Origin of the sequence: Pseudomonas sp. RIT-PI-o (assembly GCF_001297215.1) — a bacterium.
Lineage (GTDB): Bacteria > Pseudomonadota > Gammaproteobacteria > Pseudomonadales > Pseudomonadaceae > Aquipseudomonas > Aquipseudomonas moraviensis_A.
Window position 1 is genome coordinate 191,221 of sequence record NZ_LHPA01000023.1, and the last position, 14,282, is coordinate 205,502.

Here is a 14,282-nt window from a genome sequence, read left to right on the forward strand (position 1 = left end):
TCTGCACCTGTCAGATGTGACAGGTGACGATTTACTGTTTCTGGCTGTTAATCACTCCGTCGCCTAATCCCTCGGCAGGAGTGTTTTGTCATGCTTTTGAAACTCAAGAAACACGTCGCAACGCTGGCACTTCCTGAGCCGGATATCACCGGTCGCATGCTTCCCATCCTTCCCTCGGGAGAGTGGGGGATCAATCGGGCCGCGGCGCAAGGGGTCTATCCGGACGATGGATTGCAGGTCTACCTCAGCCCATGGACGACCAAGAATAAAGGCGACCTGGTGGTGCTCAGGAAAGGCTCTGTCGAGGTGGATCGGTACATCATTCGTGATCAATCAGAATCTGATCAGCGTGCGACCCTGTTCGTTGCTCCACGGCATCTTGCTTCGGGATCCCATGAAATCGACTATTGGGTAAAGCGTTTAGGCCTGGATCCCGCCGAGACGTATGCGCCGCCATTGAAAATATTCGTCAAGCTGGAAATTCCCGGCGGACAGGATACGGAGGAGGGGCCGGGGCATTCCAATCTATACATGTTCATCCCGCCGGAGTTCGTCTCTGGTGGAGTTGACAGCGAGAACGCTCCGCCGAAGGAGGATCCGGATGATCCGGATCCGACAGTAGGTTTGCCTATCGTCATTCGAAACGCATCCGGTAGCGGCGAACCCTATCCTGGTATTGCCGTGGGCGATCAAGCTGAGCTCAGTTGGGGGGGCATGCTGATCTTGTCCGACCCGGTGACGGCGGAGCAAATCAGTGATCCGGTGAAGAATCCGATCACTGTTTACGTCAAGCGGGCAGTTATAGAAAAGGCAGGTGATACCGATGAGGTGGGCCTGGCCGTGAGCTTTCGCGTGCGGGATATCGTCCACAATTATTCGGAGGACTGGTGTAGAGAAACCCGGATCAGGGTTTCGCTCAACACCAATCGGCTGGTTGCCCCTATTGCCAAGGATGCGCTCAACAATGTCCTGGACCTTGACCGGTTGGGTGATAAAAACGTCGTTGTTCAGGTCTGGGCAACTTCGAGCGAATTCAAACATCAGGACTGGATTGAAGTAAAAGTCAGCGGTACCACAGTGGACAGTCAAACCGTCACGTTCACTGCGCCCAGGCAGGAGGTCGACAATCTTCCCCACACCTATGAATTCGATTTCGAAAATGCCGATCTGCGCAGGCTTGTCGGAACCCAGGTGATTTTTTCTTATGAGGTCAAGCGTGAAGGAACTTCCGATCTGCAATCCAAAGGTCAGTTCGTGCAAGTCAACGGTGAGGCCACGCGCCTGGATGCCCCTGTTGCTGAGGATGAAAACCAGGGTGCCATTGAACCTGACCTGGCATATACCCGGGTTCTGATTCGCTCTGATTCGCTGTTCAACTATGGCGATGCGTTTGAACTGGTGTGGTTCGGTAAACGTTCGGAAGGCAGCGTCTATGTCCCGGAATTCGAAAGGTATATACCGAGCCGGGAGGAAATCGCCGACCCGATCGGTTTTTTCCTCACTGTCGAAGGCTTGCACTTGAAGTCCATTGAGGGCGGAACACTGGTGTTGTCATATGTCCATCTGAGTGTGGATGGGAACGGCGCCATTGTCAGGCGTGTGTCACGTCCCGCGGCAACGCTGAGCGTGGGCGAGCCAAAATTCGAGTTGGTTAAACCGATCGTGCTCGGAGAAAGCAATGGCTCACTGGAGCCTGCTGATTTACCCAACGGCGTTGGTCAGCTGACTGTTCCCAAACCCATCGTCACACCGACGAAACGCGGCGATAAGGTGACTTACAAATGGGATGGGGAACAATCAGGCAAGACCGGCGACTCCATCGACATTACTGCGCTCAACGAGAACAGCGACGTGCCATTCCGGCTCAGCGACAAGTTTGTGGCCGAGCATATCGAGCCCAATCGCGGTGCCACGATCACGGCCAGTTACGAAATCTGGCGCAAAGAAACTGACACGATCAGTTATTCCAACCCCCTCGTGTTCTCCGTCGGCGAGTCCACGCAATTGCTGGATCCGGCCCGCGTTGTGCAGGCGGCCGATGACATACTCGATCCGGCCAATACTCCAGACGGAGCGACAGTCGAGATACCGGCCAATGATCCCGAGAATGCCGGCGATCACTTCTATATGACCTGGACATCATCGGATGGAGTGGTCAATCACACCGATGACAAAGCGGTCAGTGGCAACAACAAGGGCAAGCCGATCGAGTTCACTGTTGACCTGTCCGTTGTGCAGGCCAGCTTGAACAAAAAAGTGACTATCGATTATCGGGTCGAGTTGTTTGACGGCGGCGAGGCCGACGGCAAACCTTATGACTTCAACGTGCAAGCGCAAGAGATCCGGCTACCGGTTGCCACCTTCAGGGAAGCCACGGGGGCGCAGAAGGATCAGTTGAACCCGGACGATGTCTACCCCAACGGCGCAACGGTGGTGATCCCGGCCACCGCGCAATTGAAGACCGACGATGAAATTACCGTGACCGTGGTCGGTAAAACCACCACTCCCTACACCCACACGGTTCTGGCAGCAGAGGCCGACAAAGAACTCAGCGTGATCAAGGTGGCCCACACGGTCATCAGCGCCAACCTCGATGACAGCATCGCGTTGAGTTATGAGGTCAAGCGCAAGGCGGGAGGGACCGATGGCCCGTCGACGCCGACGGTTTACGATGTTCGCCGGGTTATTGGCAGCGGTACCCTGAAGATCATGGGGGCGCGCTATAACCGCAGTACTTATCGCGCGTCCAGTGCCACGCGTGTGCTGAGCGCATTCAACGCCACCACGGGGCAGCCGCTGCAAGCGCAGTGGAAGTACGCTTCGGACACAGAGTGGATGACCGCTGCCATCTGGCGCGACACCGCACCGCAGCAGCTGCTGCAGGTGCGCACTGCCGATGATCTGGTCACGCTCAACTCGGCGAATATCATTGGCAACGGGATCGACACCACGGTCACTGGTTTCGCTGCCTTCGTCGCTCACCGGGATGTCGGGGATGTCGCCGGTTGGGGCAACGCTGCTTACGGCGCCGATATTCCTCCGACCATTATCACCATGGATGACATCGTTGAGGTGAGCTGCACGCGCAGCGCTTATGCGGCTCGCCGCGCCAATAGTGCAGTTGTCGCCTGGGGAACCGCCGCCGAGGGCGGAAGCATGAGCGGTATAGATCCGCTGGGTTTTGTCGAAGTCATCGGTAATGCGACTGCGTTCACCGGGTTGAAGACGACCGGGCAGGTGGTTGCCTGGGGCACACCTGACGATGGAGGTAGTATTCCCATAGAGATCAGCGCGCTGACTGATATTGTACGAGTGGTGGCGGCGGGTCAGGCTTTTGCAGCAAAACGATCCGCCGGGAATGTTGTGGCTTGGGGCTTGGCGGCAAATGGTGGGGTGGTTCCCGGTGAAATTGCAGGCTTGACCGATATCGACAATCTGATCGGCAGCTATGGTGCCTTTGCCGCGCATCGTGGCAATGGGCGACTTGTCGGCTGGGGCGACGCCACCTATGGCGGCGTTGTGCCGGCTGAAATTGCGTCTCTGACCGACATCATCGAATTGAGCTGCGCCAATGCGCAGGCCTTCGCTGCAAGGCGTGCCACCGGGCAGGTGGTGGCGTGGGGAACGGCCGCGTATGGCGGGACGATCGACGCGCTGATTGGCGGGCTCACGGACATTGTCGAGGTCAGTTCCACCTGGCGCGCATTCGCAGCGCGCCGAGGCAACGGTCATGTAGTGGCATGGGGCACTCCCGCGGAGGGTGGTCTGGTGCCTGCCGAAATCGCGGCGCTCGATGACATTGTTCAGGTGTGTGGTTCCTCCATGGCTTTCGCCGCGTTGCGCAAGAACGGCACAGTGGTCGCCTGGGGGGATGCGACCGTAGGTGGCGACACCTCGACGGTCGTCACCGAGCTGACTCAGGTACAAGCGCTATACGACAACACTCATGGATTTACTGCGCTCACCGCTGACGGCCGCGTCGTGACCTGGGGACATGCCGATGGCGGCGGGGACAGCAGCGCCGTACAGGAGCGGCTGAGGGGCAAGGTGTCTTATCACGCTACACCGACCTCCAGAGGCCGGGCACTTCTGGCCAGTCGCTGGGCCGAGCTGAACACCGAGCGATGAACGCTTGCCCTTGAGCCTTGCTTCAACCCGGGAACACGGCGCTCGACCGAGCGCCGTGTGAGGTCTCACCATGCACAAAACAACAAACCTCCCGCTCAAACCGTCAGTAGACGAAGAGGAGAACGATGTACTCGATCCTGCAAACATTCCGGCCAAAGGCGTGACTGTCAGAATCAAACCTTATGACGGCATGGCCTACCGTGATTGTGTGTAAAGGACACGTATTGGCAGGTCCTCGGGGTTAGCGCGACTCAAGTGAAGCAGTGCGTCATTCAAAGTATTTTTTGACTGACCCGACGTATTCGCGAGCAGGCTCGCTCCCACAATGTTTTGTGGCAGTCTGCAAATTGAGTGCATGCCGCCAATCCCTGTGGGAGCGAGCCTGCTCGCGAAAGCGGTGCGTCATTCAAAGTATTTTTTGACTGACCTGACGCCTTCGCGAGCAGGCTCGCTCCCACCTTTGTTTGTCGTTGGCGGCAGACGATCTGGGCATGGAAAGCAACTAAGCACACCCATCCAATTTCTCCCGCCCCGGCCTTGGCATCATTCCCTCAATGACATTCAAAGGGTCGGGTCATGATTGCTACGAGGGATGAACAGGCACGCGACATCGGGTTGCTGTTCCTGCGGGTCAGCGGCGGGTTGTTTCTGTTGTGGGTGCACGGCTTGCCCAAGCTGCTGGACTTCACCGCGCAACTGCAACTGATCGAAGATCCGTTCCACCTCGGCGCCCACCTGACCCTGATCCTGGCGATCTTCGCCGAAGTCCTCTGCCCCCTACTGATCGTCGCCGGCGTGCTGGCGCGATTGGCCTGCTTGCCTATTCTCTTTGTGCTGCTGGTGGCGTTGCTGGTCGTGCATCCGCAATGGAGTGTGGCTGAAGGGCAGTTCGGCTGGTTGCTGTTGATTCTTTTCACCACTGTATTGATCGCCGGGCCTGGACGGCTGGCGATTCCTGTTCGTTTGCCCGGAGTGCTGCGTTATGCCTGAAGTCCTTAATCAACAAGCACCGGGGGCCGATGAGACTGTCACGTTGATCATCAAACACTCGGTCAAGGCCGGTTTCGAGTCGGCGTATGAAGCATGGCTGCGCAACATCGTGCGCGTTGCCGGGCAGCGCGAAGGGCATCTGGGTGTGGACGTGGTGCGCGGCAAGCGCGGGCGTCTGGATTTTTACACGTGCGTGCTGCGCTTCAGCTCCACCGAGGCCATGCAGGGTTGGCTGGAATCCTCCGAGCGTCAGGCGCTGGTCGCCGAAGCTGCGCCGATGCTGGCCGACGGTGATCAGACTGAAGTCGCCCCGGTCAACGAGTTCTGGTTCTCCCCCTTGGCCGATGCTGCTTCGCCGCCGCCGCGCTGGAAGCAGGCCGTGGTTTCGCTGCTGGTGATTCTGCCGCACACCTTGCTGGTGCCGCTGATCTGGGGGCCGCTGCTGGCGCTGCATCCGCTTCTGTCCAACTACGTGGTCGCCACGTTCCTGATCACCCTGACCATCGTCCTCTCGGTGGTGTACGTGGTAATGCCGCCGGTCACCCGTTTGTTCACCCCGTGGCTGGAAGCCAGCCAGGCCCATGAACACCTCGATTCCCAAGAAACCTCGCCGCGTTGAGCGGGGTTTGCTTCTTTTCACTTTTGCTTGAGGAACTGCGATGAGCGCCGATCTGATTTTATTCAATGGCCAATTTCATACCGTAGACCGGGAAAAACCACTGGCCAGCGCCGTGGCAATCAAGGACGGCCGCTTCGTTGCCGTCGGTAACGATGCCGCGGCCATGGCCCTCAAGGGCAGCGCCACGCAAGTGGTCGACATGAAAGGCCGCTGCGTCATTCCTGGCCTCAACGACTCGCACTTGCACCTGATTCGCGGCGGTTTGAATTACAACCTCGAACTGCGCTGGGAAGGCGTGCCGTCGCTGGCCGACGCGCTGCGCATGCTCAAGGATCAGGCCGATCGCACACCGACCCCGCAGTGGGTGCGCGTGGTCGGTGGCTGGAACGAATTCCAGTTCGCCGAAAAACGCATGCCGACCCTGGAAGAAATCAACCAGGCGGCGCCGGATACCCCGGTGTTCATCCTGCACCTCTACGACCGTGCGCTGCTCAACCGCGCCGCTCTGCGCGTGGCCGGTTACACCCGCGACACGCCGAACCCGCCAGGTGGCGAGATCGTCCGTGACAGCAACGGCAACCCGACCGGCATGCTGGTTGCGCGGCCGAACGCGATGATTCTCTACTCGACACTGGCCAAGGGGCCGAAGCTGCCGCTGGAATATCAGGTCAACTCGACCCGCCAGTTCATGCGCGAACTCAATCGTCTCGGCCTGACCAGTGCGATCGACGCCGGCGGTGGTTTCCAGAACTATCCGGACGATTACCAAGTGATCGAGCAACTGGCCAAAGACGACCAGTTGACCGTACGCATCGCCTACAACCTGTTCACCCAGAAGCCGAAAGAAGAGCTGACCGACTTCCAGAACTGGACCGGCAGCGTCAAATTGCATCAGGGCGACGACTACCTGCGCCACAACGGCGCTGGCGAGATGCTGGTGTTCTCCGCCGCTGACTTCGAAGACTTCCTCGAACCGCGCCCGGACCTGCCACAGACCATGGAGCAGGAGCTGGAGCCGGTGGTGCGCCACTTGGTCGAGCAGCGCTGGCCGTTCCGTCTGCACGCCACGTACAACGAATCGATCAGCCGCATGCTCGACGTGTTCGAGAAGGTCAATCGCGACATTCCGTTCAATGGTCTGCCGTGGTTTTTCGACCACGCCGAAACCATCACCCCGCAAAACATCGAGCGCGTGAAGGCGCTGGGCGGCGGCATCGCGATTCAGGATCGCATGGCGTTCCAGGGCGAATACTTCGTCGATCGCTACGGCAAGCAAGCTGCCGAAGCCACGCCACCGATCAAGCGCATGCTCGCTGAAGGCGTGCCGGTCGGCGCCGGCACCGACGCCACGCGCGTATCGAGCTACAACCCGTGGACCTCGCTGTACTGGATGGTCAGCGGCCGCACTGTTGGCGGTCTGGCCCTGTACGAAGAAGGTCTGCCACGCAGCACCGCGCTGGAACTGTTCACCCACGGCAGCGCCTGGTTCTCTTCGGAGCAGGGCAAGAAGGGCCAGATCCGCGTCGGTCAACTGGCTGACCTGGCGGCGCTGAGCGCGGACTTCTTCAGCGTCGAAGAAGAAGCGATCAAGTGGATCGAGTCGGTGATGACCGTGGTCGGCGGCAAGATTGTCTACGCCGCCGGCGACTTCGAAGACCTTGGCCCGCGTTCGATTCCGGTGCTGCCGGACTGGTCGCCGGTGGTCAAGGTTCCGGGCCACTGGCGCCCGAACTCGCCACTCCAGGCGCAGGTTCACCAGTGCAGCGGGCCGTGCGCCGTGCACACCCACAGCCATGAAAAAGCGCGGATGTCGAATGCACCCGTCAGCGACTTCGCCGGTTTCTGGGGCGCGTTCGGCTGTTCCTGCTTCGCGTTCTGAGTTCGAAAAAAGCGCCGGTCATCAGGGCCGGCGCTTCACGCAACAACCATCCATCCAGGAGTTTTGCCATGAGCGTTCCTTACAAGCGTCTGAACAAAGATGATGCCGTCGTCCTGCTGGTCGATCACCAGACCGGTCTGATCTCGCTGGTGCAGGATTTCTCGCCGAACGAGTTCAAGAACAACGTGCTGGCACTGGGCGACATCGCCAAGTTCTTCAAGCTGCCGACCATTCTGACCACCAGCTTCGACGCAGGTCCGAACGGCCCGATCGTGCCTGAGCTGCTCGAGCAATTCCCCGACGCACCATTCATCCAGCGTCCAGGCCAGATCAACGCCTGGGACAACGAAGACTTCGTCAAAGCGATCAAGGCCACCGGCCGCAAGCAACTGATCATCGCTGGTGTAGTGACCGACGTCTGCGTGGCTTTCCCGACCCTGTCGGCGATTGCTGAAGGCTTCGAAGTGTTCGTCGTGACCGATTCGTCGGGTACCTTCAATACCACCGTGCAACAAGCGGCGTGGGCGCGGATGTCCGCCGCCGGTGCCCACCTGATGAACTGGTTCGCTGTGGCTTGCGAGCTGCAGGGCGACTGGCGCAACGACATGGAAGGCCTGGCGCACCTGCTGTCCGAGCGTCTGCCTAACTATCGCAACCTGATCAACAGCTACACCAAGTTCACCGCCAAGTAATTTGGTCGAACGTCAAAAGCCCCTCACCCTGGCCCTCTCCCGGAGGGAGAGGGGACTGACGGCGTTGTTTGCTAGAGTTGCATCGACCTGCAATACCGAGCCGAGCTCCGCTCTTGAAACGCATGGAGATCGGCTCCCTTTCCCCCTCGCCCCCCTTGGGGGGAGAGGGCTGGGGTGAGGGGGGTAAGCTTTTGATTTTCAAGCCCTCGAATCAGCGCTTCTGCAACCAACCCAAGAACCCGCCTTTTTTCACCGCCACCGGTTTGGCCATCAACGCGAGGCGACTGTTCTGCTGACGTACCGCCTGCAACTTGTTCAAGGCCCGGCCGACTTCGCTGCGCTTGTCCATGCACTCACGGGTCAACTGCTTGTCGAGGCGATAGATGATGCTCGACGTCAGCGCCGTGAACGTCGCCTGCGACGGCGTATCGGCGAGGATGCTCTGCTCACCCATGACTTCGCTCGGCCCCATGCGTCCGGCCTCGGTCTGACCATTGCCGTCCGGCACCGTCGCGCTGACCACGCCCGTGGCAATCACGAACAGGCTGTCCGGCACTTCGTCCAGATCCAGCACCACCTGACCCGCCGTGTACTGTTGCGCAACCATCGACTCAGCGAGGCGATCGCGTTCTTCACTGCTCAGCGAACGGAAAATCTTCACTTCATCCAGCAACGCACGAGCACGGCTCGACGGTTCGATTACGCCGTCGGGATGGCGCGAAATGCCCGCCGCTTCGAGATGGCGGTGGGCGAGGTCGAACAGCTGATTGCGCACTTCGCTTTTCTTGCCCAGCTCGGCAATGAAACCGCTGGCGACGTACTCGGACATGGTTTCGCCAGCCTCTTTGAGCACGGCTTTCGGCGCTGGGCTGAGCAACAGCGAACTGCTGCCCTGCAAGGTGCGATCAAGGGCGTCGAGCACCCGTCGCGGACGAATGTGGTTGGGCACCTGGATGCTGATCGACACGCCGTGCATGTTGCTCGGCCGACTGAGGTTGACGATCTTCGCCTTGGCCGCCACCGAGTTCGGTACCACCGCCATGGTGCCGGCGCTGGTCAGCAGGTGCGTGGCGCGCCAGTCGATATCGAAGACCTTGCCTTCGACGCCGTCGATCATCACCAGATCGTCCACCTGATAGGGCTTGGTGGTGTTGAGGACGATGCCGGAAAACACATCGGCGAGAGTGCTCTGCAGGGCCAGACCGACAACGATGGCGACCACCCCGGAGGTGGCCAGCAGGCCCTTGACCGGCAGCTCCAGCACGTAGCCGGCCGCCGCAACAATGGCGACCAGAAACACCAGCGCACCGATGACGTCTTGCAGCAAGCGACCGCTGTGACCGATGCGGCGCATCAGCGCCAGGCCAATCACTTCGGTCAGCACCCGTGCTGCGTACAGCCACCAGAGAATCCCCAGCGCCGTCGCTCCCAGTTGTGCCACGCGATCATCAGCGAATATCGGAGCCTGCAACGGGCTGACACCGGCATTGATCACCAGCGCGCTGAATGCCAGAAACAGCGCCAGACGCACACCGACTCGCGGCGCGCGATGGGTGAAGGGCGAGAAATGCCAGAGTGCCGCGTCGAGCAGCAACAGGACGGCACTCCAGGACAGCAGGTGGGCGTAGAAAAGAGTCATGACCGGTACTCCGCGACGCTAGTGAGAAAAAACATCGCAGCCTGCGGCAGCCCCTACCGGGAATCGTATTCCAGGGTAGGTGCCGCCGAAGGCTGCGATCTTTTGCGGTTAAGGCTGCAAATGAGTTTTCAGTTCGGCAGCAGCCTGACGCACCGCCGCTTTGACTTCAGGAATCTGGCTCAGCGGATTGAGCAGGCCAAAGTCATGAATCATTCCGTTGTAACGCACCGAGGTCACCGGCACGCCAGCCGCATCCAGATGCCGCGCGTAGCCTTCGCCTTCGTCACGCAGCACGTCGAACTCGGCGGTCTGCACCAGCGCAGCGGGCAGGCCCTTGAGCTGTTCGGCGCTGGCGTTGAGCGGCGAGGCGTGGATCTGCGCACGCTCGGCCGGGTTGGTGGTGTAGTTGTCCCAGAACCACTGCATCATGCCCTTGGTGAGGAAGTGACCCTCGGCAAATTGCTGGTACGAGCCGTCGTCGAATTGCGCGTTGGTCACCGGCCACATCAGCAGTTGGAAGCGCAGCGCCGGGGCTTTCTGTTCCTTGGCCATCAACGCCACGACCGCCGCCATGTTGCCGCCGACGCTGTTGCCGGCCACCGCCAGACGCTTGCCATCGACACCGATGTCCTTGCCGTGTTCGGCCACCCATTTCGTCGCGGCGTATGCCTGGTTGATCGCGGTCGGGTACTGCGCTTCCGGCGACGGCGTGTAATCGACATACACCGCCACAGCGCCGGAGCCGACCACCAGATCACGGATCAAACGCTGGTGCGTCGGGAAGTCACCCAGCACCCAGCCGCCACCGTGGAAGAACATGAACACCGGCAACTCGCCTTTGACCTTGGCCGGGCGCACCACTTTCAGGTTGATGGTCTGGCCGTCGACCTTGATAGCTCTGTCGCTGACTTCCACACCGGACAGATCAACCTTCACCGAAGCCTGCGCACCGGTCAGGACTGCACGGGCGTCCTTTGGGCTCAGCTGTTCCAGCGGGCGACCACCGCCAGCGGCGAGGGCGTCGAGGAATGCCTGAGTGTTGTGTTCGACGCCAGGACTGCCAGCGGCAAAAGCGCTGCTGACCGACAGGGCGAGGAGGGAGGCGGCGAGGGTTTTCTTGACGATGTTCATAGGTGGAAATCCTTTTGAATAATTTTGATTGTTTGCCTGAGTTTCGGGCTGCTGTGGCACTGGGTTTGCGGCCTCAGCAACACCGTGAGCACAGATTAATGGGCTGCTGAAAAGCGAAAAAGCGGCTATAAAGCGTTTAACTGTCCACCAGAGAGTGACAATGAACCCGTTCGAAGACATGCGTATTTTTTGCCAGGTCATGGACTCCGGCAGCTTCACCGCCGCGGCTGATCAGCTGGGCCTGTCCAAGCAGTTCGTCAGCCGCCGTCTGATGCAACTGGAAGAGCGCCTCGGGGTGCGCTTGTTGAATCGCTCGACCCGCCGCCTCGACGTCACGCCGCTGGGGCAGAGCTATTACGAATCGGCGCTGCGCCTGCTGGGTGAGGTGGAGCAGGTCGAGCAGGGCATCGCCGGCGAAACCGCCGAGCCGCGCGGCACGATCCGCCTGAGCGCGCCGCTGTCGTTTGCCGTGGCGCATCTGGGTTGTCTGTTGCCGTTGTTCTTGCAGCGGTACCGCGAGGTCACCGTCGAAGTCGACTTGAGCGATCGCCCGGTCGACTTGCTCGGCGAGGGCTACGACCTGGCCCTGCGCATCGGCGTGCTGGAAGACTCGACACTGATCGCCCGGCGCATTGCCAGCATCGAACGGGTGTACTGCGCCAGCCCCGCGTACCTTGCCGAACGCGGCACACCACTCAAACCCGAAGACCTGCACAGCCACGACTGCCTGCCTTACGGCCACGGGCGCTCGGTGCAATGGCGCTTCAACGAAGCACCGGGCAAACCGCTGCTGATCAACGTCACCGGGCGCATGCGGGTGAACAACGGCGAACTGCTGCGGGACGCGGCGGTGCAGGGGATGGGGATTACTTATCTACCGACCTTCATCGTCGGCGCGGCGCTGAAGGACGGGCGGCTGGTGCCGGTGCTGGATGATCTACGCCCGGAGCCACTGACCTTGTCGGCGGTTTATCCGCAGCATCGCCAGGCTTCGCGGCCGGTGCAGGCGCTGGTGGAGTTTTTGCGCGAGCGGCTTAACCAGAGTCATGTGAATCTTTGATAGTGGGACTCTCAGGGAACTGGCGCTTTTCGATTGAGCGAATGGATTCGATCAAGGCATGCATGTCCGCCATCACGTCCTCATGGGGGAGGCTCGGATGGGGATCATCTCTGGACGCCTGCACCTTGGCTCGCAACCAGCGATCATGTCCTACAGCCTGGCCTTCGATTTCAAATCCAGAATCAACCGCGAAGATCTTGCTCTCGATAGTGCCTCCAGGATCAATGCCTGGCAGGCTATTCGATACAGGGATTGCTGTCGTCGTTGTCTGGATGAACTGCATCTTGGTCGAGCTCCGTGAGTATCTGTAGTTCGACAAATCCTAGATTGAGCGCTTCCGACGGCCAACCGACGGAAGATGTAGGAAAACGGTTGGGGTTTGCCGAGTGCCTTCCTTTTTCTGTAGGACTCGCTGTTTCGCGCCGTGTGACGGGCTTACAACATTGCAACAATCGCCACTCCGGGTCTGTTCTAGACTCACGCCGCTCAATCACGAGCCTTATCCGGAGTGCGCCATGGAAGTGCCCAACCCCAAAACCGCCATCGAAAGCAATCGTCAGGCGTGGAACGATTCCGCCTGCCATCATCAGGATTCACCGGACTGGCAGGCATTGCTCCGCGATGTCGTGCAGGCGGAGTTTTGCTGTCTCGATGACACCTTGCGCGGCTTGCTGGACGTCGACGGCAAGGACGTGATTCAACTGGGCTGCAACAACGGTCGGGAAAGCCTGTCGCTGTTTGCGCTGGGTGCGCGCAGTGTGGTCGGCGTGGATCAATCGGCAGCCTTTCTTGCACAGGCCCGCGAGCTGAACAGCCGCTCGCCGTACATTGCCGAATTCGTCGAGAGCGACATCCACCATCTGCCCGCATCGCTGCATAACCGCTTCGACGTCGCCCTGATCACCATTGGCGTACTCAACTGGATGCCTGACATCGGCGAATTCTTCCGTCATGTTGCGCAGGTGCTGAAGCCGGGCGGCAAACTGGTGATCTACGAAACACATCCGTTTCTGGAAATGGTTGACCCGCAAGCAGATGATCCTTTGCGCCTCGTCAGCTCGTATTTCCGTGCCGAGCCGTTTGTGCAGGAAGAGCCGATCGTTTATGTAGGAAAAGTCGAGCAACCGGCGGCAAAGTCGTACTGGTTCGTGCACACGCTGGGCGCAATCTTCGGCGGCGCCATCGGAGCGGGGCTGAGCATCGTTGATTTTCAGGAATATGCGCATTCGAATCGGGAAGAGGTGTATGACTGCTACCTGAACCAGCAGGCGCAGATGCCGATGTGCTTTAGCCTGGTGGCGAGCAAGGTCTGAGAGTCATTGTCGCGACGACGGGCCTCTTCACGAGCAGGCTCGCTCCCACATTGGTTTCGCGTACGGCGACTATCCAATGTGGCAGCGAGCCTGCTCGCGATGGCGGCCTTGCGACCGCCACATTTCACAAGGCCGGATCAAGCCTGCGCCGCGGCACTTACCACCGGCCGGCCCGGTTTGCGCAGCGGATCCAGGCGTGACCCTTCGTAGCGGGTTTCGCGGAAGAACTTCCAGCGGCCGAACAGGCAGTAAACGTGGGTCACCCGGCCTTGTTCCTGATAGCCCATGCGGATATGCAGTTTCAGCGCCGGGATGTTATGGGTTTCACAAACGTCGACGACCTTGTTGCAACCCTGTGCCGCCATGGCTTGCCACAGCGCAACCTGCACGTCCACCGACAGGCTGCTGCCGAAGTAGGCGCGGATCATTTCGCCGCCGAATTCGAAAAACTCCCCGGGTTTGACCGGGAAGGTGCAGCCGTAATAATGACAATCGTGGTAGTCGCGGATGCTGCCCCAGATGAAGCCCACGGCATGGCCATCGGCGTCGAGATACATGTGCCCGGTGTGGCCCTCGGCAGCCAGCTCGGCCATGGTGCCGACGCGGTCGCCGAAGTGTTTGCTGAACGCCACGGCATTCTGCGCGGTGATGTCGACTTTGCGCAGGCCTTCATACGGGCGCAGTTTGTGCGGTGGCACCGGGCTGACCAGATCGCGCTCCATCCACAGCAGTTCCCAGTGGAAGAACACGTAGCGTTTCCACAACGTCCCGACGGTGCGGCCCAGGCCTTTCTGTCTTATGCGATCTTGCACTTTGGTGATGATGCTCATG

The 14,282-nt window shown here is 60.0% G+C and carries 11 protein-coding genes; 7 read left to right on the forward strand and 4 right to left on the reverse strand.

What is annotated here, in order from left to right; translation table 11 throughout:
• The first annotated feature begins 90 nt into the window (after positions 1-90).
• From AEQ63_RS14855 to ycaC, 5 genes are all read left to right on the forward strand, one after another.
• Positions 91-4,128 carry a hypothetical protein gene (locus tag AEQ63_RS14855; protein WP_064363953.1) on the forward strand — a complete coding sequence of 1,346 codons (4,038 nt, stop codon included), beginning with the start codon at positions 91-93 and terminating at the stop codon, positions 4,126-4,128.
• 576 nt (positions 4,129-4,704) lie between these two features.
• The gene (locus AEQ63_RS14860; protein WP_024012430.1) at positions 4,705-5,118 is read left to right on the forward strand and encodes a DoxX family protein; all 414 of its coding nucleotides are present in this window, start codon (positions 4,705-4,707) and stop codon (positions 5,116-5,118) included.
• Positions 5,111-5,737 carry an antibiotic biosynthesis monooxygenase gene (locus tag AEQ63_RS14865; RefSeq protein ID WP_027611590.1) on the forward strand — a complete coding sequence of 209 codons (627 nt, stop codon included), beginning with the start codon at positions 5,111-5,113 and terminating at the stop codon, positions 5,735-5,737. Before AEQ63_RS14860 ends, AEQ63_RS14865 begins: the two co-directional genes overlap by 8 nt.
• Positions 5,738-5,777: 40 nt before the next feature.
• Positions 5,778-7,616, forward strand: coding sequence for an amidohydrolase (locus AEQ63_RS14870; RefSeq protein WP_064363954.1), 1,839 nt, complete (start codon positions 5,778-5,780; stop codon positions 7,614-7,616).
• A gap of 68 nt (positions 7,617-7,684) precedes the next feature.
• Positions 7,685-8,308, forward strand: coding sequence for an isochorismate family cysteine hydrolase YcaC (ycaC, locus tag AEQ63_RS14875; RefSeq protein ID WP_016774080.1), 624 nt, complete (start codon positions 7,685-7,687; stop codon positions 8,306-8,308).
• A gap of 211 nt (positions 8,309-8,519) precedes the next feature.
• Here ycaC and AEQ63_RS14880 read toward each other — a convergent pair whose 3' ends face one another.
• Both AEQ63_RS14880 and AEQ63_RS14885 read right to left on the reverse strand, forming a co-directional pair.
• The gene (locus tag AEQ63_RS14880; RefSeq protein WP_042609478.1) at positions 8,520-9,947 is read right to left on the reverse strand and encodes a mechanosensitive ion channel family protein; all 1,428 of its coding nucleotides are present in this window, start codon (positions 9,945-9,947) and stop codon (positions 8,520-8,522) included.
• Between the two features lie 108 nt (positions 9,948-10,055).
• Positions 10,056-11,078, reverse strand: a complete 1,023-nt coding sequence (locus AEQ63_RS14885) for an alpha/beta hydrolase (RefSeq protein WP_064363955.1) — start codon at positions 11,076-11,078, stop codon at positions 10,056-10,058.
• Positions 11,079-11,238: 160 nt separating this feature from the next.
• On the opposite strand from AEQ63_RS14885, the gene AEQ63_RS14890 reads away from it, so the two are divergent.
• The gene (locus AEQ63_RS14890; protein WP_024012435.1) at positions 11,239-12,138 is read left to right on the forward strand and encodes a LysR family transcriptional regulator; all 900 of its coding nucleotides are present in this window, start codon (positions 11,239-11,241) and stop codon (positions 12,136-12,138) included.
• On the opposite strand, the gene relB is transcribed toward AEQ63_RS14890, so the two are convergent.
• A complete protein-coding gene (gene relB, locus AEQ63_RS27270; RefSeq protein WP_309298210.1) occupies positions 12,113-12,421 on the reverse strand; it encodes a type II toxin-antitoxin system RelB family antitoxin in 309 nt (102 codons plus the stop codon). The genes AEQ63_RS14890 and relB overlap by 26 nt on opposite strands.
• A 232-nt stretch (positions 12,422-12,653) precedes the next feature.
• Here relB and AEQ63_RS14895 point away from each other — a divergent pair, with 232 nt between their 5' ends.
• Positions 12,654-13,451, forward strand: coding sequence for a class I SAM-dependent methyltransferase (locus AEQ63_RS14895; protein ID WP_064363956.1), 798 nt, complete (start codon positions 12,654-12,656; stop codon positions 13,449-13,451).
• Positions 13,452-13,588: 137 nt separating this feature from the next.
• Here the strand turns inward: AEQ63_RS14895 and AEQ63_RS14900 are convergent, their stop codons facing one another.
• Positions 13,589-14,281, reverse strand: coding sequence for a GNAT family N-acetyltransferase (locus AEQ63_RS14900; protein ID WP_064363957.1), 693 nt, complete (start codon positions 14,279-14,281; stop codon positions 13,589-13,591).
• Position 14,282: the final 1 nt, after the last annotated feature.

What these genes read in the sequence shown, in the direction of transcription:
- ycaC (WP_016774080.1), top strand. Translation starts at nt 7,685, where the DNA reads ATGAGCGTTCCTTACAAGCGTCTGAACAAAGATGATGCCGTCGTCCTG.
- AEQ63_RS14870 (WP_064363954.1), top strand. Translation starts at nt 5,778, where the DNA reads ATGAGCGCCGATCTGATTTTATTCAATGGCCAATTTCATACCGTAGAC.
- AEQ63_RS14885 (WP_064363955.1), bottom strand. Translation starts at nt 11,078, where the DNA reads ATGAACATCGTCAAGAAAACCCTCGCCGCCTCCCTCCTCGCCCTGTCG.
- AEQ63_RS14855 (WP_064363953.1), top strand. Translation starts at nt 91, where the DNA reads ATGCTTTTGAAACTCAAGAAACACGTCGCAACGCTGGCACTTCCTGAG.
- AEQ63_RS14900 (WP_064363957.1), bottom strand. Translation starts at nt 14,281, where the DNA reads ATGAGCATCATCACCAAAGTGCAAGATCGCATAAGACAGAAAGGCCTG.
- relB (WP_309298210.1), bottom strand. Translation starts at nt 12,421, where the DNA reads ATGCAGTTCATCCAGACAACGACGACAGCAATCCCTGTATCGAATAGC.
- AEQ63_RS14895 (WP_064363956.1), top strand. Translation starts at nt 12,654, where the DNA reads ATGGAAGTGCCCAACCCCAAAACCGCCATCGAAAGCAATCGTCAGGCG.
- AEQ63_RS14890 (WP_024012435.1), top strand. Translation starts at nt 11,239, where the DNA reads ATGAACCCGTTCGAAGACATGCGTATTTTTTGCCAGGTCATGGACTCC.
- AEQ63_RS14880 (WP_042609478.1), bottom strand. Translation starts at nt 9,947, where the DNA reads ATGACTCTTTTCTACGCCCACCTGCTGTCCTGGAGTGCCGTCCTGTTG.
- AEQ63_RS14860 (WP_024012430.1), top strand. Translation starts at nt 4,705, where the DNA reads ATGATTGCTACGAGGGATGAACAGGCACGCGACATCGGGTTGCTGTTC.
- AEQ63_RS14865 (WP_027611590.1), top strand. Translation starts at nt 5,111, where the DNA reads ATGCCTGAAGTCCTTAATCAACAAGCACCGGGGGCCGATGAGACTGTC.